Origin of the sequence: Faecalicatena sp. Marseille-Q4148 (assembly GCA_018228665.1) — a bacterium.
Classification (GTDB): Bacteria; Bacillota; Clostridia; order Lachnospirales; family Lachnospiraceae; genus UBA9414.
In genome coordinates this window covers 760632-781899 of record CP073692.1, presented here as the reverse complement: position 1 = coordinate 781899, position 21268 = coordinate 760632, and the positions used below count along the sequence as shown (strand labels likewise).

Genomic DNA, 21268 nt, shown 5'->3' with positions numbered 1-21268 from the left:
AATGTGGATATGAAAAAACGATAAACGGTAATTTTAAAAGGAGGAATGAAAAAGTGGCAGTTTCCAATATAAATACAATTATCAATAATGATATTCAAAAAGTTTGGAACATTGTTTTAGCTGTTGATAAATATAACTTATGGCGAAGTGATTTGAGCAAAACAGAAATAATAAATGACAAACAATTTATTGAATACACAAAAAATGGATACGCTACTACATTTACCGTTACCGTTGTAGAACCATATAAACGCTGGGAATTTGATATGGATAATAGCAACATGAAAGGTCACTGGATTGGTATTTTTGAGGACAAAGGGAATGAAACACAAATAGACTTTACAGAAAATGTGATACCTAAAAAGTGGTTTATGAAACCTTTTGTAAAAACCTATTTGAAAAAACAACAAAAGCAATTTGTGCTGGACTTAAAGAAAGCATTGGAATAATAAAATTTAAGAGTGGAGATTTAGAAATGGCTTCAAGTAAAGATTATTTACAATTTGTTTTAGAACAATTATCAGAATTACAAGAAATAACATATCGTGCAATGATGGGAGAATTTATTATCTATTATCGTGGAAAAATCGTTGGCGGTATATATGATGATAAGTTGTTGGTAAAACCAACAACTTCTGCGATTTCTTATATGCCGACAGTTACTTACGAAATTCCATACCAAAATGCCAAAGAAATGTTATTAGTGGAAGAAATTGATAATAAAGATTTTATAACGGGGTTGTTTAATGCAATGTATGATGAACTACCAATGCCAAAACCTAAAAAGAAAAAATAAACAGCTTACGTTTTAGTCCTGCAATCGAAACTGTTGTGAAAGAACAAGTTAAAAATCCGAAGAAACGTCAGGAAGATCTTTAGCTCTTTGCCAGCAGGATGAAATTGTTATGGGAATTGTATATGATCCTTTTCATGAAGATGTATTTTACACAATGAAAGGAAAAGGCAGTTTTTTTAATGGGATTCCATATTAGAGACTTGATAGCAGTAAGAGAGTAGTGAAAACTTTCTTACTGCTATTTTATGCTTGCAAATGACTATTTAACTATATAAGGTAGATTTGGATTGAAGCTTGAAGTTACTTTTGGGGAAATTTTTTGTGGATCCAAACCAGAAATTAGTTCTGCATTCAATTTTTGCAAAATTCTTTATGATTTCTCCGCACAGTTGGATTGAGAATTTCGTTATACATCATAGAAGGAGGGAAAAACATGGAGTTGGAAGAAATGTATGACCGGCTTTATCGGTATTGCTATTTTCATACAGGCAGAAAAGAATTGGCAGAAGATTTAACACAGGAAACTTTTCTGCGTTTTTTTCACAGGAATCCTTCTTTGCATCCGGAAAAACAGATAGCTTATCTCTATACCATTGCAAAAAATCTTTGTATAGATGTTTATCGGAAAAAAGAGGAATTACAGGAAGAAGTGGAACACAAAGTAAAAGAACATGTTTGGCCTTTGGAACAGGCAGAACTTTCTCTGGATTTAAAACAGGCTATTCTTCAGATGGACAGGCAGACTCAGGAACTGCTTTTGTTGCGCTATGTGGATGGGTTGAGTCCAGGAGAAGTGGGTAAAGTGCTAGAATTATCCAGATTTGCAGTATATCGAAGAGAAAAGGAAGCATTGAGAAGATTGAGAGAATATTTTTGTGTTGGAAATGAGGTGTGAAGATGAAAAAAAATCAGGATATATTAAAGACAGAACTGGAAAACTTATATTCTCCTCCGGTACCTGAAAGAAAGGAGGAATTTTTGCAGAACTTTTCTTATCCTCAGATTTCTTTTTGGGAATTTTTGCGGATTCAGTTTTTTTATATTGGAAAACTGGTTTGGGCAGGATATATCGTTTTGTTTTTTGCAGGTTTTTTTCTGGGAAAATTCCTTATGGATAAAGGCTTTTCCAGGGGAATGATGGCAGCTTTTTGTGCGGTACTCCCATTTATGGTGGCACTTCTAGCTAGTGAGATTTCAAAATCAGTACGCTTCGGGATGCAGGAACTGGAAATGAGTGCAAGGCATCGTCTGGAACAGGTGATGCTGGCAAGATTGTTTCTTTTGTCCGGTGCAGCAACTCTTCTAGTCATTTGCGGGTGTATTCTCGTTTCTCGGAATTCTGTAGTTGATGTGATTCCCTGTCTCTTTTACTTGACAGTTCCATTACTTTTTAATTCCGTTTCTTCTCTTTGGATTTGCAGACGAATCCCTTCTCTGGAGCTTCGGGATGTAAGTCTTGGGATGGGAGTGGCGATGGCAGGTGTTCACATTTTTTCTATAGAGAGAATGGATTGGATGTACGAAAAGGCGTATTTGGTTTTCTGGATGGGAATGTTAGTGATTTTGGCAGTGATACTGGAAAGGCAAATAAAACAATATAGAAAAAATCTGGAGGTATGTGTATGGAATTGAAAATTTCCCGTGTGACAAAACAGTTTTCTGCAAAAATTGCAGTAGACAAGGTGTCTCTGCAAATGCAACCTGGGGTTTACGGACTTCTGGGAGCGAATGGGGCAGGAAAAACCACACTTTTACGCATGATTTGCGGTGTGTTAAGCCCTGACAGTGGTGAAATTTCTTTGGACCGGTTTTCTGTAAAAGAAGAGGAATATAGAAATTGTCTTGGGTATCTGCCACAGGAATTTGGGTATTATCCTAATTTTACAGCCTGGGATTTTATGATGTATATGGCAGCACTAAAGGGGATTCCCAGAAATAAGGCAAAGGTAAGAATTGAGAAATTGCTGGAAGCAGTGAATTTAAAGGGATCGGAAAAGAAGAAAATAGCAGTTTTCTCCGGAGGAATGAAGCAAAGGCTTGGAATTGCACAGGCACTTCTAAATAATCCGAAGCTTCTGGTTTTAGATGAGCCTACTGCAGGCTTGGATCCAAAAGAAAGGGTAAAATTCCGCAACATGATCTCCCGCCTGGGTCAAGACAGGATTGTAATCTTGTCGACGCATATTGTTTCGGATATCGAGTATATTGCTGATGAGATTTTACTAATGAAAGAAGGTAGTATTCTTCAGAAAGGAAGTTTGTCGGAAATTCTGGAACCGATTCAGGGAAAGGTCTGGGAATGTAAGGTGAACCCTGCCAGGGAGGCGCAGATACTGGAGCAATATGCGGTGGTGAATATGAGAGAGGACACTGAGGGTGCATTTTTACGGGTTGTAGGTGCACAAAGGCCCTCTGCAGATGCTGTGAGCGTGGAGGCTACTTTGGAAGATTTGTATCTTTACTATTTCAAAGGAGAAGGAGGAGAATAGAAAATGAGGGAGTTGGTTTTCTTTGAGTATAAGAAGATGTTTAAGCGAAAATCTGTCTGGATTAGTATTTTTGCCATGTTGTTTGTGGTACTTCTGTGTTCTAATCTTTCTCTGTTCGGCAGTGTTTATGTAGATGACCATAAGGTGATGAGCCATTTGGAAGAAATTCAAATCAGGCGTGAAGGCGGAGAAAAGTTAAATGGAACTGTGCTGAAAAAGGAATTCTTAGAGGAGCATGCACAGGAGTATAAGTCTTATTTAAAAGACAGAGAGAACGGTAAAATTACCTGGGAAAATTATAAAACAGCACAAAGGGAGTTTGCCTCGGCACAACTTCTTTCCTGGTGGATGGAAAGCCTCGTACCTGAATTTCAGGGAGAAATCCCAGCGGATAAATTTTATGCCGCAAGAGAGAAGAACATGGAGAAGGTATGGAAAGCAGCAGGGCTTGATTCTGGTGCAATCCAGGAGCATAGAGAGCAGAATCAGAAAATCGCCACACCATTTACCTATTTTTATTGTGAGAGCTATGAAAAATTTTCTGTGTATTGGATGTCTAATATGATTGTTTTAGCCATGTCGGTGGCAGTTTGTGTAGCACCGGTTTTTGCAGAGGAATACAGTACGGGTATGGATATGCTTCAGCGTTCTTCCGGGAAGGGGCATGGAAGTCTGGTGGCAGCAAAGCTGGTTACAGGATTTTCTTTTACCTTCTTTCTTGGAGCGATTACTTTTGGCCTCAGTCTGGCAATGGAAATTCTTATCTATGGTGCAGGCAGTCTTAATGTACCTATGCAGATAATCGACACACTTTTGCTTAGCAGTTATCCCTTTACCATAGGAGAGATGCTGTTGTTATTATTCTTTGCCAGTGAGATTTCCCTGCTTGTTCTGGCGGCTGTGGTGATGTTTTGTTCTGCCAGAATGAACAGTGCTTTTGGGCCTGTTCTGGTGGGAGTTTTGTTAAGTTTATTATCTGTGGTAAAAGAAATGATTCCATCCTGGATGATAACCTTGCGGAGAATCGCATCTTTACTCCCAGGGCCTTTTGCAAGTTGGGAAAGTTTGTTTTATGAGAGATTTTGGAAACTGGGCGGAATGTATCTGAAAAGCTATGAGTATGTGCCGGTGATTTATAGCGTGGTAATTTTGCTGTTGTGCGTGTTTGCTTACAGAGGATTTGTGAGAAGGAAAAAATAAGTAAACTAATTTATAGACAAAAGTAGTTGTATCTTTCTGCTATTTTATACTTGTAAATGGCTGTTTGCATAAAAAATAGATTTGAGTTGAAGCTTGAAGTTACTTTTGCAATTTCATACAATAGAAGTCAGTTTTACAATTAACTTATAAGAAACTTTATAAAAAATTTCGGAAATGATGTAATATTTTAGGTAATTGCTGTGTCTAAGAAGTGAAGGAGGGAAATGGGATGCCGGCAGAGCAAGAAATAGAGCGAATGATAACAGAATATGGCGATACAGTACTGCGGATGTGTTATCTCTATTTGAAAGATTATCACTTGGCAGAAGATGCAGCACAGGAAACCTTCATAAAAGCACTGAAACATTATGACAGTTTTCACCGGAAATCCAGTGAAAAGACATGGCTTACAAAGATTGCCATTAACTGCTGCAAAAATATTATGCGAATGAACTGGTTCCGGATAGGGCGCTGGAAACTGGAAGAAAATATGCAGACTGTTGTTGCTGATCCCATAGAGAATGTGTTGGAAAGGGATAGTATAACCAGAGCTATTCAAAGTATGGAAGTTCAGGACAGAGAAGTAATTATTTTATATTACTATCAGGAACTGTCCATGAAAGAAATTGCACAGGTGATTGGAAAATCAGAAAATGTAACAATACAACGTGTAAACCGAGCCCGAAAAAAGCTCAGGAAAATTTTGATGGAGGCAGGTTATGGATTGTAAAGAAATGAAACAAAAAATAGACACAGAACTTTGTACGATTGTGTTTACAGATTGTATGAAGAAAACCGTTTTAGGAAGTTCGAAGAAACGGATGTCTCATCCGATACTGCGGTATGCGGCTATCATTGCACTTACTTTTTTGATTGGCGGGACTACTGCGTTTGCAGGTTATTATTTTTTGAATAAAGTAAACGTGAATGCAACCACCCTTCCGGAGCTGGATGAGATGAAGATTGTAAAGATGGCGCCTCTTAATGCAGAGGTAGATCAATATGGGCATATTCACAAAGATTTTTCTGATTACGCTATGCTACAATCTAATCTTGGGATTGATCTGCTAGAGAGCAAGTATGCAACAGATCAGTCGTATCTGCAAGGGAGTATGGAAACTGACCGGAAAGATTATGCGATTATAAAAATGGAGAATTATATCATAGGAGATACAAATAACTATATCTATCTGGAAGAGGAAGAACGGTATCAGTACGAACATGGAAAAACGTATTATTCTCCAATATCGCTGTCAATGGATTTGGTTTTAAGCCAGAAACAGTTGGGGCAAGGATGGGATACAGATTATTTGGGATTTTATGAGTATGTGGAAAACTATACATCTAAACAGGGATATAAGGTAAATCTTATTCAGGATACAACGGGAAAGCATATGTCCGAAGATTACATCTCAGAAAAATGTGCGGTTTTTGTTGCAGATGGTATTCGATATACTTTGTGTGGACGCACCTCTATAGAGCTGATCAAAGAGATTGTGGATAGTATGGAATAGAAAAGTCATTTTATTGATAACATTTCTTATAGGATAATCCAATAAGAAAAAGGATCTGAGAAAGGAATTGTTCTTTCAATTAGAAAACTTATGGAAACAATGGGGAGGTCGGTAGAACAGGAAATGGAAGGTCTGAAAATTCCTGAAGAAGAAAAGCGTAAATATTTAGATGAATTAAAAAAATGTAAGAGTACAAAGTATATAAATTTTGAAAATAGAGGTGAGCAGCACTGTTGTTGTTCACCTTATTGCATAATGCTACGGAAAAAGCAAAGCTTCCGCAAATGGCTTACAGAAATCAAATACTCCCTTTGAATATGGGAAGATATGTCACAATCATTGACACAATTCCTAATGCTTAGTATAATTTAAACGGCTTTTCATATTTATGCTGGGTGAATATGGAAGCCACCAAATAGATAGTGAATTACAACCAAACTATGAATGGGAAATATTATTTAGATTATACAAAAAAATATGGAGGTTTTCATGAGAAAACTAGCTTTAAACGATGAAATACTACTAAAAATCGAGAAGCCGGCCCGCTATATCGGGAACGAAGTGAACTCGGTGATGAAAGACAAAGAGAACGTAGACGTACGCTTCGCTATGTGTTTTCCGGATGTCTGCGGGGGTAGATGTCCAGATAGTATTATTTAGTATATATAGTGTTGATCAATGATGAATAGTACAAGATATAGATACAGAATGACATTAAAAAACACTCTTCAACACTAGATACTACTATGACCATGACCAAAATATGACCACTTTTAGCAAAAAACAGTTAAGAATTTTATACAACCAGTAAACAAAAATATGAATAAAATGGCTTAAATACCTCAAAGCATTTTATCGAGTATTTATGAAAGAATATATCAGGAATAAAAAGTACTTTGCAATGAACTGCAAGGTGCTTTTTTCTTAAAGAATTTAGGAAAAAGGTCAGCTTGTGTTCGGTAAATTGAGAGAGTATAATAATAGATGAAAGTAAAAAAAGATATAGATTGTGACGGTAAAATATGAACACTTATTGTTCTATAAGATATAAAAGAGAGATTTTGAAATGAGGAGATTTTTACAATGGATGATAACAAAAAATGTTTTGTATGTGGAAGTAATGCATTTGTTCAATTTGATATGGACCCCGTTAAGCATTTTTATGATTGCCCTGTTTGTGGGCGATATGAATATTATGTTGTGTTTGCAGAGTTGACAGAATTTAATCCGAATCATTTAGGAGCATACTTAGCGTATAATGGATTTAAACACAGTTTTAATGAGTATAGATATTTTACTACGATGAGCAAAGAGCAATGTGACGAATATAAAAAAGAATTTGAAAATGGAAATAAAAGTCATGGACATCCAGTACGATTAGAAAATGAAAATGTAGAAAATTGGTATCCTAAATCTTTTGCAGAAAAGGTTGATTATATTCTTTTATATTTGAATTCTAAAAATCCTTATTGGGGAGAAAGTATAATATTAGAAAAAGAAGAGATGATTAGTTGTCTTTTTGTAGATCGGTATGAGTTGAAAAATGGAAAATGGGAAAGACGTACGGATGAAGCATTACGGAATCAGGCGTATTATATGCTTCGATGTCTTGCAGAACAGAAATTTATTGAACTACCGGAAACTTGGAATGGCGGTGAATATAATAGATCTATTATTCTGACACCTGCAGGTTATGCCCGTATTGATATGCTACAAAAGAATAGTTCGAACGGTAAAAATGTCTTAGTTGCAATGAAATTTGGAGAAGACACAAAGATACTTCGAGAAGCTATACGACAGGGCATACATGAAGCGGGATATATTGCTATTTTGATTGATGAAGTGGAACATAATGATTTTATCACACCGGAATTGCTAAAATATATTAGAGATAGTAAATTTGTTGTTGTAGATTTATCACATCAAAATAATGGAGCCTATTTTGAAGAGGGTTATGCTATGGGACTGGGGAAACCGGTTATCCAGCTATGTAAAAAAGATGTTCGGTTGCATTTTGATATAGCACAAAAAAACACAATTATATGGGAAACGGAAGAAGAAATTCCCGAAAGATTAAAAAACCGAATTAAGGCAACTATAGATTAAAAACGATATACAAGAAACCAGTTTTTAAATTGAATAAAGCTGTTTTAACAAGTATTAAAACACGAGAGTAAGAATCTGAGTAGATTTTTGCTTTCGTGTTTTTTTATTTGCCTGAAAAATTTTTTTAATCTTTCCGAAAAAATTCATGAAATTTACAGAAAAGCCTTGTGTACGGACTTCTTATTTACTGAAGTTTGGTACATTGACAACTGAATACGGTAATGAGCTGAATTGTTCAGACGGGATGAATGCAGGATAAAACAATTTGGAGGGATTATATGTTGATATTAGGAGTTTGCTGGATGAAACAACACAGGAAAGATACCATGAAAGAATTGGGGGCGAATATATGGGAAAATCGGGTGTAATAAATCAAGATTTTAAAGGAGAAGACAATACTGCTTACCATGATGTGATCCGTCTGTTTAAAATATACCGGTCTGTAAATTGGAGAATGCAGATTAAGGTGAATCAAGTAAAGCACAGGGTACAAGAAGAGTATGGTACAAATCTGGATGAATTTCTGGATCATATTTATCAAGCCGGCATGGATATCAATCAGGATTTAGACGACATGAAGCAGCGGGTTGAGGCAATCAATCAAGCCAATAAGTTTTTAAAGCTGATAGATGAAGCAGTAGAATTGATGCGGAAGTTTCATCCGCAGGGCGAACGTTATTACTGGGTTTTATATTACAGCTATATGTCAGCAAGGAAAGCGGAAAATATAGAGGAAATATTAGACCATTTGGAACCACATTTCCCGAAAATTACCAGAATACACCGGGCAACTTATTTTCGATGGCGTGAGCAGGCATTTCAGGCTGTCAGCAGCATTTTATGGGGATATGAGGATGAGAGCAGAAAGCTAATTGAGTCTTTCAAAAATAATTTTGAAGAGGAATAGCGATTCTGTTGACGTAGCAAATACGAAAAATTTATAGTAGGTGCAAGTAATGAATGCGCATAAATTACGCAATAAGTTTTTTTATGGTTTGTACCGGAAAGGAGACAGAGAATATGTTTATGATGCCGATTGACACAGGAAACAAAGCAATCAAGACAGAAAATTTTGAATTTAATTCAGGGATCACAATGCTGGCGGACGTTCCAGGGGAAAATGAAGAAGCCTTAATGTATCAGGGCAGATATTACCGATTGAGCCATGAGAGAAATGTATATCTGCCGGATAAGACGATGGATGATCGCTATTATCTGCTGACACTTTTTGCGATTGCAAAAGAGTTGGAAGAAATGAGCCATTCAAAATCATTTATACCGGGAGAACTAATAAGCATGGATCTTGTTGTAGGACTTCCACCCTTGTATTATCGAGGACAGTATAAGAAGTTTCGAGAATACTTTTACCGGGATGGAAAAATCGTTCACTTTGTATATATGGGAAAATCATACCGAGTGACTTTTTCAAACGTGTTTGTTCATATGCAGACGTATGCCGCATACTTGTATATGGCAAAAGAATTAAAATTATCCACTTATCCGAAAGTGTTGATGATTGATATTGGTGGATTTACGATGGATTATATGTTGCTGGAAAAAGGCATGATTTTGTGGAATTATACAGATTCAACCGGAAAAGGTGTGATATCCATGTATCAGAGGGTGAATAAAGGAATTCGTGAAAAGTTTGATTTGGATTTGAAGGAAAACGATATTGACTCCATTTTGAAGGGCGAAAACTGTATGTATGGTGAACCAATCCGAAAGCGTGTAGAAGAAATCGTTACCGAGCACGTAGAAGAAATGTTGGGAATGTTCCGGGAGTGTGGCATTGATTTACGTTCGTCGATGACAATTTTCGTGGGCGGAGGTTCAATTCTTTTATCCAAGATTATTGAAGATGTGTGGAAGCGCTATGACGGAGAATATTATGTTGTAAATGATTCCAAGGTCAATGTACGGGGGTATCGGAAAAAATATCTGTTTGATATAGGGATGCAGTAAAGGAGGGAGTCCTTATGACAAAACAGGATGAATACCGTTTTAATTTGAAGTTTGACGAAGCTGATGAAGATCATAGACGAGTAAGCGAGTTTTTGAACAAATGTGGCAGGAAAAAGGCAAGATATATTGTGAAGGCAGTACTTGCTTACTGGGAATTGCAAAGCGGAAAAACGCCGATTGTAGAACGGTCAGCGGAAACACACATTTCACTAAAAGAGACAGTTATTCAGAAAGATGAACCGGATCGAGGTGATCGGCTGATTCAAGTGAAAGCTGAGAACAATAACGGATTAGATCAGGAGGAAGCTGATTTAATGCGTCAGAATTATGCAGTATTTGAAGATATAGAGTAAGAAAGGAGCTGAAAATACGAAAACCAAAAGAAATGCAATGCGAATAACACAGGCGTTCATCGTTGCGGTGTTGATATTGCTGGTGTTCCAGAACTTTTTTTCTATCGTTTATTTGAGTGGAGAGTCTATGGAGCCAACACTCCAAAATGGAAATGCATTATTATTAAAAAAGTGGGGGGTTCCACAAAAGGGAGATATTGTTACTGCATATATAGATGAATTGGATTATACAGTAGTAAAAAGAATACTGGCAGCAGAGGGTGATACTGTCAACATTGATGAAAGCGGGGTATATGTCAATGGGAAATGGGCAGCAGAGTCTGTCAAGAATGGGCAGAATAATATAGATTTTCGAGTGTCCGCAAATGAGTATTATTTAATAGGAGACAACCTAGCAGATTCCTTGGATTCACGTTCTTTTGGATGTGTTGGAAGAAGTGCAATCCGGGGAATTTTGATTAAAAAGTTATTTTAGGAGGCAGGATATGAGAACGAATAGGATTTACGGATTGTGTACGTTACAGCTTATAGGACTTGGGGTGCAGGTAATCAATAGGATGGCTGGAAATTTTATTATTTTTATATGTAGCGCAGGAATCATTTTATATGCGGTAAAGTTGGATATTGAACAGCGTAAATTTAAGATTTGTCCGAAATGTAAGATGAAAATACCAAAAAAAACACGTATCTGTCCGGAATGCGGATATCAGTACGGACCATCCGTAAGAGAAGAGGAATTAACAGATATGATTGAGCATAGGCGTGATGAAGAGGAAGCATACAGTGCGGATCGGATTGATTGTGATTTTGAAAAGATTGAGGAAGTAGCAGTAGATACGTTTACTTTATTTGACGGTGATATTCAGGAGTTTTTGGACGGGAGGGAAGATACCGAGGAAATATTGACCGTTAAGCAGGAAAATACTGGTAAAATGTAAGAATTCCTATATATTGCTACTGTTAAGATTATACCGAAAAAATCGCTTTGACAAGATAAAGCAAAAAAGAAAGGTATAATCTCAGGTAGAAGTATGATGACGGATGTTCTTTTGCAAGTATTTTCTTGGGACATAAGGTAAGCCTATTAAGAGAAGATACATAAAAAAGAGAAAACAAATAGATTTATCAGACTGTTGGGAACTATTCCTGACAGTCTGTTTTTTTATCAGAAATGGCAGTTTTCTGTGGAAATGTGTACGGAAACAGAAAAGATGCAAGATAAGAGCGCCGCCTGGAGGTTTCAGCGAAACAGAAAAAACTTTCAGGAGGCAGAAATGAATAAATATGATAGCGATTTAAAAACACAGTTTAGTGCGTATGTGAAACAGTCAGTTTTGAATGCAAAAGGACACTACCTGAAGAAAAAATGCAGGATTGAATGTATAGAGACAAGCTATGCAGATGGGTTGATTGTTCCGGGACAGAATACAGAAGATTTACTACGAGAAATAGAACTGTTGTCTGGAAAAATATTTAATGGAATTACAGAGATCAGAATACTGTTGGAACAAATAGAGGATGCACAGCTATTTCATGCGATTGTTACCTTGACGGAAGAACAGAAAAAGGTAATTTTGCTCCGTATATTTTACGAAAAAACATTCCGGGAAATTGGAAGAATTCTGGAGATGTCTGAAAAAAAGGCGGAGAATACATATTATAACGCTTTGAAAAAGATGCGGAAATTACTAAGGGGTGATAAATATGGAATTTGAAGAACTTTTACAGTATGCAAGAACGTATGATAAAAAGGCAATGATGGATATTATTGAAATGTATCGCCCTTTGCTGATCAGTCAGGCGATTATAAATGAAAAATTCGACGAAGATCTGTATCAGGAATTGGTTTACACGATGCTTTTATGTATTTTAAAATTTCCATATATCCCTACAAAATGGGAATAAAGAGAGAATAAACACTATATATAGTGCTTGAATGATTGACAAATACGATATATTGAACTATGATAAGAGTGATACAAATTTTTTTCAGACAATAGATTCTGGAAGACATTGTTTTTGTTTCAGCGTAGGTTGAAACTAAAATTTAGGCAGATATCTGCGAGTAAATTCGGAAGAAAGGCATTGATTGTTTTAGGATAATCAGTGTCTTTTTTTGTATGTCTGAAAGTAGAAAGTATCGGAGAGGAGGACAGGATAGCAGGACGAAAGAAGAATGGGAAAGGAGGAATACGAATGAAACCCAAAAAATTTGTACAGATTTACGGTAAAGTTGTATTGCCGATAATCAGAGGAATGAATGTAAGATATTTCAGCAATGGAACATGGAAAGAAACAGCAAGAGTGAGGCGTGTGATTGAGGTAACGGATGCATACATTAAATTTGAAACAGACCGGATTCGTTACTGTATTGATTTTGGGATGATAGAAGATAATGCAATGCCGATAGCTGCATAGAAGGGAGAGGAAAGGCTGTCAAATATGGATAGCCTTTCCCAAAATAAGATAAGAGATAAAATTGCTATGATTATGCGACTATATTGCGAACCTATTGATATTGACAGATGACTTCTGCAAATATACAATGATAAAGTAAAGTTTTGTGCATGGATGAGACTTTCATGGAGAGCCGCAAAACATTACAATGAACGGGCAGCCGCAGAAGGGCTGTCTTTTTTTGTGCGCAGATTAGGTGTCTGTCGTATTTGTGCAGACGGGAATCTGACGGGAACATATAGATTTTTATTAGAAGGGAGGGAAGTTATTGACGGGAAATATCAGAAAACAGAATACAGCTAGTCATAAAGCAGGGAATCAGTACATGGAACTGGTTCCCTGTTTTGCGTTTGTCGCATTTTTGGCAGTCGTATTGATTGCAGTTTCCGCATCCCCTGTGTTCGCAGCTGGGATTTTTGAAACAGCTAAAAATGCAATGCAGACAGTGTATAAGGATGTGGCAGGAATTGCTACAGTAGCAGCGGTTGTATGTGCGGCAGTCTGTTTGTTTTTAATGAATTTTTCTAAATCGGGACGTACTGTAGATGAATCAAGATCCTGGTTAAAAAGAATCATTATTTGTTGGGCAGCGCTCATGACGATGGGAGCTATTGTAACTTATTTCGAAAGTATTATTCCACAGAGTATCTTCGGCGGTTAATGAAAACAAAGAAAAAGCCGGTGCTCTCCCGGCAGAAAGGGGGTTACCTGAAAAGGTAAAACACATACATGGGTTGGTTATTAGAATTATTGGTCGAAGGAATCAGAGAAATGTTATCTCAGTTTGTCATTGATATGATGACACTTGTAACAGATATGTTTACCGAACTTCTGTCCTGTGACCTTAGCTTGTTTGAGGAACTATTTTCCGTAGTAGGAGACTTGTATAAAAATGTAGTGTTGCCGATGGGAATTGCTCTGCTTCTTTTGATATGTGTCTGGCAATTATTTAAAAGTATGTTCGGGAAAGCGGGGGTTGCCAGTGAAGATCCAATAGAATTAGTATGCCGGACTGGAATTAGTCTGTTTTTTATTGTAGCAGCGAAACCGCTGGTGGATTACATTCTGGCGGTAGCAGGAACACCATATCAATGGATCACAGGCACAGATGTTGAAGTAAGCAGTTTTTCAGAGTATGTATCGGTGCTGGAAGGACTGACAGGCGGACTGGGAATTGACAGTTTAAACATAGCGATTTTAATGTTGATTATGCAGTTTGTAGTTGCATGGAATTATTTCAAAATGCTCTTTGTAATTGCAGAACGCTATGTACTTTTAGGAGTATTCTCTTATACAGCACCTTTGGCATTTGGTACAGGCGGATCGAAAGCGACAAATAATATTCTTGCATCATGGGCGAAAATGTTTGGAGGACAGATTATCTTGATTCTTCTGAATTCCTGGTGCTTGAAAATGTTTTTATCTGGATATGGAAATCTGAATGCGAGTGCATACGGATTTACAAAATTCTTTGTAGCGACGTTATGTTTGGTAGGATTTTGTAAAGTTACATTTAAACTGGATTCGTATTTATCATCACTAGGCGTTAATCTTGGACGACCAACAACTGGAATCGGAGCGCTTGGACTGATGATGGCTGCCGGTAGAGTTTTGTCACATGTTGGCAGAGGTAGCGGAGAATCATCGGGCAGCAGTAGTCCTACGGGTACGGAAAGCCAGACTGCAGCTACAGATGGAGCCGGAATGACAGATGCCGCCCCGGGACCAATTCCAATGGGATTTCCAGGTGATAATGATGCTGTGCGTATGGATGGAGAAAATGAGTTTAGTGGCGCTACGACAGATGAAACAGCAGATATGGAACTGGCAAATGGAGATTTTGATACAATGGATGACGAACAGGGCAGCGTTCTGGAGGAAATGGGTATGATGCCGCAAGATTCATTTGCTGAAACAGAGGATGGCATGATGGATATGAGTGGTATGCAGGATGCCACAGATTTTGATTCTGGTACAACATCACAAAATGATGCGGACGCTTTTGTAGATGGTATGGACAATTCCGATATAAATGGTGCGTTTACGGGAGAAGGAAGTGCAGTTAATGATCTTGGCGATTATCCAGTAGAAGAAGAGGAAGCTGGAATGGAAGAATCTTCAGAACCGGATATGGAATTAGAAGGAAATGCAATCGGCAGTGCTGGAGGCGACGATATCGGAATTGGAAGTGGAATGGATACGTCAGGCGGGGAAACAGCTCTTTCAGGCGGAAATCCTTCATCCGGAGAGCAGGCATCCGTACAATCTGGTGGGATCATTAGTGAAATAAGTGGTAACGCCGGTATGAAACTATCGGATTCTTCTGAAACTTCTGGTGGAGTATATGCATCTAATGAAGGGGAATCTTCTTATACAGTAGGCGGACAAGGTTATACATCAGAAGGAAGATCGCCTCATACGGATTTCAGTTCAGCTCGTGAGAATGGCAAATATGAATCAGAAGGTTATCATGATTTTGACGGACCGATGTATCAAAATACTTCTACTAATATGGAGTCAAATCAAGGCATTCATGCAGAGGAATTGAAAAAAAGGGAGCAGGGAATTGGTTCGGAATCAGGAGAAATTCGTGAAGTTCCTAAAACAAGAGAAGAATTTCGTAAGAAGAACCAGAGAAACCACAGTCACAGTGAAGATCATTTTCTGACATAAGGAGGGGTGTATGTATGAGAGATGACAGGTCAGAATCCTCTCCTTTAGATCAGGCGGCTGGCACTGCAAGTCAAGCGGCACAAACAGCAGGGCAAGTAAAAAAAGCGGTCAATCAGGCAAAACAGGGAGCAAATGCAGCACAAAAAGCAGCTCATACATCACAGGCAGCCTATGCCGCGACTGCTTCTGCGCAAGGCGGTGCAGCAGCGGCTGGTGCAACAACAGGAACAGCCCTTGCAGGTCCATTGGGAGCAGTGGTCGGTGTGATTGTAACCAGTAAGACCTTCTGGAAGGTGATTGGCGGCATTCTTGGAGCAATTTTTCTATTTATGTTTATTATTGCGAACCTTATAGGCATTATTTTGACTTATCTGGGATTTGCTGATGCGGACGCTTTTGCAAATGAAGCTCAGTCAGAAGAACTCTCTAACTTGAAAATCCGGATCGAGCAGATTTTTGATCAAGAGGAGTATGAGCGTGAAATTCTAGCGATTATTGAGCAAAACAGAGATTTGAAGATTGAAGAAATTGATGCAGATAAGGAGAAAAACTATAGCGATTACCAGTTATCTGTGATAGACGAATATGAAACCAAGTTCAAGAGGAATGCAAGTTATTATCTTTCCATCTTTTTGCTGGATATTTGGGATAACAGTACAAGGAATAAATTTTTAGGATATTCCAGTGAATGGGGAGATATGTCAACAGATCTGACAAGTCAATATGATTCTTATTTTGAAGAGGCGGCACAAACTTACGGCGTTCCTGTGGCTCTGCTTAAAGCGATGGGAAAAACCGAATCAAATTTTAATCAGGGTGCAGTTTCCGGAGCCGGTGCAATCGGTATTATGCAACTTATGCCGGCAACGGCAGCCTCGCTGGGAGTAGATCCCTATGATGCACGTCAAAATATTATGGGCGGGGCAAAATATATTGCAGGCAATCTGGAGCGATTTAAAGATTATTCTAACGGCTTGGAGCTTGCCATTGCTGCTTATAATGCGGGACCGGGGGCAGTCATAAAATACGGTTATCAGATTCCGCCGTATAAAGAGACACAAAACTATGTGAAAAAGGTCTTGGGATATTTGACGATTGCAGAAGGAAAGACGGAAAACGGTGCTGATATAGAATCAGATGAGGATTTAAGTGAACCGTATCAACTGTTAAAGAATGCTGTCACAGAACATGTTGACAGCTTTTTTTCATGGTCTGTAACAGATGAGAAGGAACAAGCGGCTACGGAAAGCAAATACTATCAGATTTCAGAAACGGGGAAGATCGGAATAGATAAGGACACCTATGAAAAGATGAAAAAAGACGGAGAAAACGTAGTGATAGAAACGGTTCCTGTGACAAAAAAAACGGTTGAGTATACACTTGCACTCCTTCTTAATTCACAGCCACAAGCTGGAAGTGGGTATGAATATAAATATGTTACGAGCCAGAGTACTTTTGAATTGGTACTAAAAGTATTAAAAGTAATGGAGGATGGTGTATCAGCCTTAAAAGACGCCTTTTTCTCATTGTTTTCATGGAAAGATTTTGTGACCGGCGGAGGAGATGATACCTATGTCAGTAATCTTGATGTATCGGGAGATATCTTTACATACGATACAGTCGGAAAAGGAGTAAAAAAAGTGGTCTATTTTAATCAGACTGAAGAACCATGGGGCAGTATGCCTTATGGAACAAGTACCATAGGGGCAGCAGGGTGTGGACCAACCTCAATGTCAATTGTCATATCTACTCTTACCGGACAAACGGTAAATCCGCAGACGACCTGTGCATTTTCGATTCAGAATGGAGAATATGTGTCAGGAGTGGGTACGGCACATTCTTTCATCGGAAATGCTGCAAGTAACTGGGGATTGACATGTGAGCGCGTGGGAAAAGACCGTATGGACTATGTTGTACAATCGCTGAAGGAAGGGAAAATGGTTGTCGAAATATGTGAAGCATATACCATAACAGGAAGTGGCAGCGGACATTTTATCGTACTTACCGGAGTGACAAGAGACGGTTACATCACGATTGCAGATTGTGCGAGCAGAGAGCGAAGCACAAAGGTCTATAGTGTTGATACGATTAAATCATACGGACGTGATTTAAGTGCGGGAGCATTTTGGATTATTGGAAAGAAATAGCAATTTGGTAAATAGTCAAGGGTTATTTTGAAAAGATTTTTATACAAAAGGGTAACTTTAATAAACCTGTGAATTACAACGAGTTTCACAAGCAGAAAATGCGATATGGATTACCTACTCTTTTCCGGAGAGTAGAGTTGGCCCTTGTCCAGCAGACCATAGAGCAGACGTATAAATTTACGGGAAGTCAACGCGAGTGCTCGTTTATGCTGATGATTTCTTGTTTCAGCATATTTCTTTTGATAGAAGCGTTCATATTCAGGGCAGTGTCTTATGACACTTCCAGTAGCTTCTATAATGTAATAGCGCAGGTAACTGTTGCCAGCTTTGCTCATACGTTTGTCTTCGGCCTCAAAATCTCCGGAATCATTATCATTCCAGATAATGCCGCAATACTTTGCGAGAGCATTGGCATTTTGAAAAGCCTTGACTGAACCGATTTCAGCAAGAATCCCGGCAGAGTAAACCTTACCGATGCCAGGGATAGAATTTAGCACGGTATATTCGTCGGGATTTATCCCCTGTACAGTTTGCAGGATTGCTTTGTCAATTGCTTTTAATTCCTTTTCAAAAGAACTGATACAGTTAAAAGAGGATGCAATTGAAATCGTAAGCGGTTCATAAAGGCATTTATCAAGTCTGTATGAATTGCGGGCGGCAGCTTGTACCATCTTGGCAGTTTCTTCTGGATCAGCAATCCGGCCTCGGCTTTTTGCATTAATGAAAGCAACGAGATCTTCCACAGAGGAGTTCACAATATCCTCATTGGTGGTAAATTCGGTCAGGATTGCTTCGGCAGTAGCACTGTATTTATTTGAAAAGGGATGTTCTCCATCACGCAGTAAAGCATACTCACTGAATTTCAGAAAGATGTTATTTAACATATATGTTTTTTCTCTGGCAATACATTCAGTGATGTGCATACGGTGTCTGGTAAGCCTTTGCAAAGCAAGGTATTGGGAACCGCGCCAAGGTTTGATGCTGATACGCCCAACACGGGCAAAATCGGCAATGACAAAAGAATCAATGCCATCGTTCTTTCCGATGTCGTTGAAGGATTTTTTATAATTTTTCACTTCTTTTGGATTGAGGCAATAAACACGGACTGAAAATGGAGCCAGTAAATCGCTGGCAGAAAGGTAATTAGCCAGATGGACACCATAGAATCCGGTGGATTCCATTGCAATGACAACGTATTTAAACTGATGGTTTTCTTTCAAAACATCAACAATCATGCTCTCAAGAAGAGTAGCACCATCTTGAGTATTTTGAACAGGCTTCATCTTTATGAAAAAGTCCTGATTAAAATCAAGAGCAGAAAGCACATGGATACGGGATGCAATATCAATCCCAACAAAAAGCGTTGAGAGGTAATCGAATTTTTCTTTCACGGATCGTCACCACCTTTCATCGTAGAATAAAAAGAATGTAATCATGGCTTATCCCAGATCACTACGCCACCCTAAACCTCGCATTATGAGCATTCACCGGTAAAAAATACCCTGCTGGTGGCTAGAAACCGGGATGCAGCATTTGTGTAATAAGTCTTAGCGTAGCGTTAGGGCTGCAAGCTTTTTTTGGCAATAACAACATGTTTTGCAGGAGGCGTAAAGCAGTAACCACAGCTACAGTTCTTACGAACCTAAGTATAGCATCTGGGAGCATGACTATAAAGTAACTTATTAATCTAAAGACAGAGAAAGGATGAAGCAGCATTGCTGAAGAAGAATCTTCGGAAAAGATGTTTAGAAATATCCTTCTGTCTTATCAAAAAAAGAATAAGTCTGTAAGCGTTTTTCTTGCTTACAAACTTATAGGTAATTGCGAAACTCACGAAGTTTGTTTGCAATCTTGAACAAGAAAAGGGATGAATTCATGCTCTGCACGAGTTCTGGAATAAAATGTGGGTAAGCGGACAGTTTAGGCGCACTTTAATAAGCCTTAGGCTTTATAGAGTTGGTAAGTCCTATGCTATGAGAGGTTTTAAACTTCGAATGTATTCGTGATGTTTGATTTTATCTGCAAGAACGACACTGATGAGTTGTGTAATACCTGCAAGAATTAAATCCACATACAAAGTCCTCTCATTCTGGGTTCGGCGTCCTGCAAGACAAAGATTATCCTTGATGTGATTGATGTTTCTTTCCACAACAGTCCTGATTTTGTAGGTATTATCCCATTCTTCGGTTCCGCGAATCGTTCCGGGATAAGCACGCAGATTCTTTTCAGGATAGATATAAACCATACGACCACCTCTTGATGTGGTACAGGGAGTTTTGCAACAGCATTGCCGATAGGATTTTCTGGTAGATTTATCGTAAGCCCACTTCATTTTGGGACAGACAAACTTGAATCTGGTAATACCGTTTCTTAGTTTAGAAGTGCATTCGTACTTCATAGAAAGCGAAGGGTCATGAGGACAGCAGGGGATACCATCTTCATTGATGGTATAGTCTGGATGTTCAAGTCCGGATCTTGCATTCAGTGGAATATAAGCTTTGGCGAAATGTTTGTCATTACCAAAAGTGTTACCAGTAAGAAGGCTCTTATAGAGCTGTGTGGTATCGAAAGCTGCATCTCCAAGGAAAGTTTTCGGATTAATCAGTGGATGTTTGGAAAAGAAGTCTTTGAGTGTCGGAATCAAAAGCTTTGAATCATGAACACTTTTATCCTCATCAGGGGAGTCGGATTTCTTTTCGATAATAATATCAGGATGTGCATACATAAAGTCTTTATTATAAAAAGAGATATGACGAATAATTCCCAGCCCATTGGTAACAATGCCAAATTTGAAAACATAGCAAAAATGGCCATTGATATAAAGTTGTTTGATTTCAGGGTTAGCAGAAGCATGGGAAGGCATGGAACCATAAGCAGCTTTGTAGGGGTCGTAAGATTTATCAAATCCCTGAGTTTTTGCATAAGCTTTAAGCTGTTTGATAATTCTGTTAGCATACTTTGGATTATTTTCTGTAACGAATGCTTCAATACCGGAAGAATCAAAGATAGTCATATCCGCTTTTGCAGAGTCAATTGCCTGACAGATAGGCTCAGTAACATCAACAAGTTTATCGAAAACAAGCTGCAGGTCACCTAAAAAGTCCTGTTTGAAGCGGGTTATTTTGGAAGCGTCTGGGACTTTGGTAAAACCACAAAATTCACGAAGAGGTTTTGAGTAAGTGAGAAAAGTCAAAAGAAGTTGATCCGTAGGGATGGAGAAAATACGTTGGATGATCAAAGCCCACAAAAAAGCTTGTAAAGGGTATTTACGGGTTCGTCCCGTTGATGCATAAAAATGATTTCTGAAAGAAATCGGAATAAACTCATCCAAATCGATATGAGTTTCCAATAGAGAAAGAAATGCAGGTTTGTCATTTTCAAATTTATCTTGGCAATCCGAAAAAATATCTGCCAAAGAAAGCTGTTTATATGGTATCATAGGTATTAGAATAACTCCTTTCTTGGATTGCGGATTTTAGTTTTTGGCAACTCTATTATACCATATCCAGTGAGGAGTTATTTGCTTTTGAGCAACAAAAAATGCCGTATTTATGCGGCTTGCGGCGTT

The 21268-nt window shown here is 38.3% G+C and carries 22 protein-coding genes and 1 pseudogene; 21 read left to right on the top strand and 2 right to left on the bottom strand.

Annotated elements, in window-relative coordinates:
* The first annotated feature begins 53 nt into the window (after window positions 1-53).
* The 21 genes and pseudogenes from KFE17_03745 to KFE17_03645 all read left to right on the top strand — a co-directional run bounded on the left by KFE17_03745 (window position 54) and on the right by KFE17_03645 (window position 17700).
* Window positions 54-449: an SRPBCC family protein gene (locus KFE17_03745; GenBank protein ID QUO32874.1), complete on the top strand. Its 396-nt coding sequence runs from the start codon at window positions 54-56 to the stop codon at window positions 447-449.
* 26 nt (window positions 450-475) lie between these two features.
* Window positions 476-796 (top strand): TfoX/Sxy family protein, encoded by a 321-nt coding sequence (locus tag KFE17_03740; protein ID QUO32873.1) that lies wholly within the window; start codon window positions 476-478, stop codon window positions 794-796.
* 76 nt (window positions 797-872) lie between these two features.
* Window positions 873-989 (top strand): annotated as a pseudogene (locus tag KFE17_03735) (inositol monophosphatase).
* Between the two features lie 240 nt (window positions 990-1229).
* The gene (locus KFE17_03730) at window positions 1230-1691 is read left to right on the top strand and encodes a sigma-70 family RNA polymerase sigma factor (protein QUO32872.1); all 462 of its coding nucleotides are present in this window, start codon (window positions 1230-1232) and stop codon (window positions 1689-1691) included.
* 2 nt (window positions 1692-1693) lie between these two features.
* Window positions 1694-2428, top strand: coding sequence for a hypothetical protein (locus KFE17_03725; protein ID QUO32871.1), 735 nt, complete (start codon window positions 1694-1696; stop codon window positions 2426-2428).
* Window positions 2419-3285 carry an ABC transporter ATP-binding protein gene (locus KFE17_03720; protein QUO32870.1) on the top strand — a complete coding sequence of 289 codons (867 nt, stop codon included), beginning with the start codon at window positions 2419-2421 and terminating at the stop codon, window positions 3283-3285. The genes KFE17_03725 and KFE17_03720 overlap by 10 nt, the downstream gene beginning before the upstream one ends.
* A gap of 3 nt (window positions 3286-3288) precedes the next feature.
* Window positions 3289-4485 (top strand): hypothetical protein, encoded by a 1197-nt coding sequence (locus KFE17_03715; protein ID QUO32869.1) that lies wholly within the window; start codon window positions 3289-3291, stop codon window positions 4483-4485.
* A gap of 229 nt (window positions 4486-4714) precedes the next feature.
* Window positions 4715-5215: a sigma-70 family RNA polymerase sigma factor gene (locus tag KFE17_03710; protein ID QUO32868.1), complete on the top strand. Its 501-nt coding sequence runs from the start codon at window positions 4715-4717 to the stop codon at window positions 5213-5215.
* Window positions 5205-5999: a hypothetical protein gene (locus KFE17_03705; GenBank protein QUO32867.1), complete on the top strand. Its 795-nt coding sequence runs from the start codon at window positions 5205-5207 to the stop codon at window positions 5997-5999. Before KFE17_03710 ends, KFE17_03705 begins: the two co-directional genes overlap by 11 nt.
* Window positions 6000-7139: 1140 nt before the next feature.
* Entirely contained in the window at window positions 7140-8105 is a 966-nt protein-coding gene (locus tag KFE17_03700; protein QUO33609.1) for a hypothetical protein, read from the top strand.
* A 349-nt stretch (window positions 8106-8454) separates the two neighbouring features.
* Window positions 8455-9012, top strand: coding sequence for a hypothetical protein (locus tag KFE17_03695; protein QUO33608.1), 558 nt, complete (start codon window positions 8455-8457; stop codon window positions 9010-9012).
* 113 nt (window positions 9013-9125) lie between these two features.
* Window positions 9126-10070, top strand: a complete 945-nt coding sequence (locus KFE17_03690) for a ParM/StbA family protein (protein QUO32866.1) — start codon at window positions 9126-9128, stop codon at window positions 10068-10070.
* 14 nt (window positions 10071-10084) lie between these two features.
* On the top strand, window positions 10085-10423 hold the full coding sequence (locus KFE17_03685) for a hypothetical protein (protein ID QUO32865.1): 339 nt from the start codon (window positions 10085-10087) through the stop codon (window positions 10421-10423).
* A 37-nt stretch (window positions 10424-10460) separates the two neighbouring features.
* Entirely contained in the window at window positions 10461-10898 is a 438-nt protein-coding gene (lepB, locus tag KFE17_03680; protein ID QUO32864.1) for a signal peptidase I, read from the top strand.
* Between the two features lie 10 nt (window positions 10899-10908).
* A complete protein-coding gene (locus KFE17_03675) occupies window positions 10909-11361 on the top strand; it encodes a hypothetical protein (protein ID QUO32863.1) in 453 nt (150 codons plus the stop codon).
* Between the two features lie 336 nt (window positions 11362-11697).
* Window positions 11698-12138, top strand: coding sequence for a sigma-70 family RNA polymerase sigma factor (locus tag KFE17_03670; GenBank protein ID QUO32862.1), 441 nt, complete (start codon window positions 11698-11700; stop codon window positions 12136-12138).
* Entirely contained in the window at window positions 12128-12328 is a 201-nt protein-coding gene (locus KFE17_03665) for a helix-turn-helix domain-containing protein (protein ID QUO32861.1), read from the top strand. The genes KFE17_03670 and KFE17_03665 overlap by 11 nt, the downstream gene beginning before the upstream one ends.
* Before the next feature lie 291 nt (window positions 12329-12619).
* Window positions 12620-12841, top strand: a complete 222-nt coding sequence (locus KFE17_03660; GenBank protein ID QUO32860.1) for a hypothetical protein — start codon at window positions 12620-12622, stop codon at window positions 12839-12841.
* A 364-nt stretch (window positions 12842-13205) separates the two neighbouring features.
* Window positions 13206-13541 carry a hypothetical protein gene (locus KFE17_03655; protein ID QUO33607.1) on the top strand — a complete coding sequence of 112 codons (336 nt, stop codon included), beginning with the start codon at window positions 13206-13208 and terminating at the stop codon, window positions 13539-13541.
* Window positions 13542-13609: 68 nt separating this feature from the next.
* Window positions 13610-15553: a hypothetical protein gene (locus KFE17_03650; GenBank protein ID QUO32859.1), complete on the top strand. Its 1944-nt coding sequence runs from the start codon at window positions 13610-13612 to the stop codon at window positions 15551-15553.
* Window positions 15554-15567: 14 nt separating this feature from the next.
* A complete protein-coding gene (locus tag KFE17_03645) occupies window positions 15568-17700 on the top strand; it encodes a transglycosylase SLT domain-containing protein (protein ID QUO32858.1) in 2133 nt (710 codons plus the stop codon).
* A gap of 110 nt (window positions 17701-17810) precedes the next feature.
* Here the strand turns inward: KFE17_03645 and KFE17_03640 are convergent, their stop codons facing one another.
* On the bottom strand, window positions 17811-19091 hold the full coding sequence (locus tag KFE17_03640) for an IS110 family transposase (GenBank protein QUO32857.1): 1281 nt from the start codon (window positions 19089-19091) through the stop codon (window positions 17811-17813).
* 575 nt (window positions 19092-19666) lie between these two features.
* Window positions 19667-21139: a transposase gene (locus KFE17_03635; GenBank protein ID QUO32856.1), complete on the bottom strand. Its 1473-nt coding sequence runs from the start codon at window positions 21137-21139 to the stop codon at window positions 19667-19669.
* Window positions 21140-21268 lie beyond the last annotated feature (129 nt).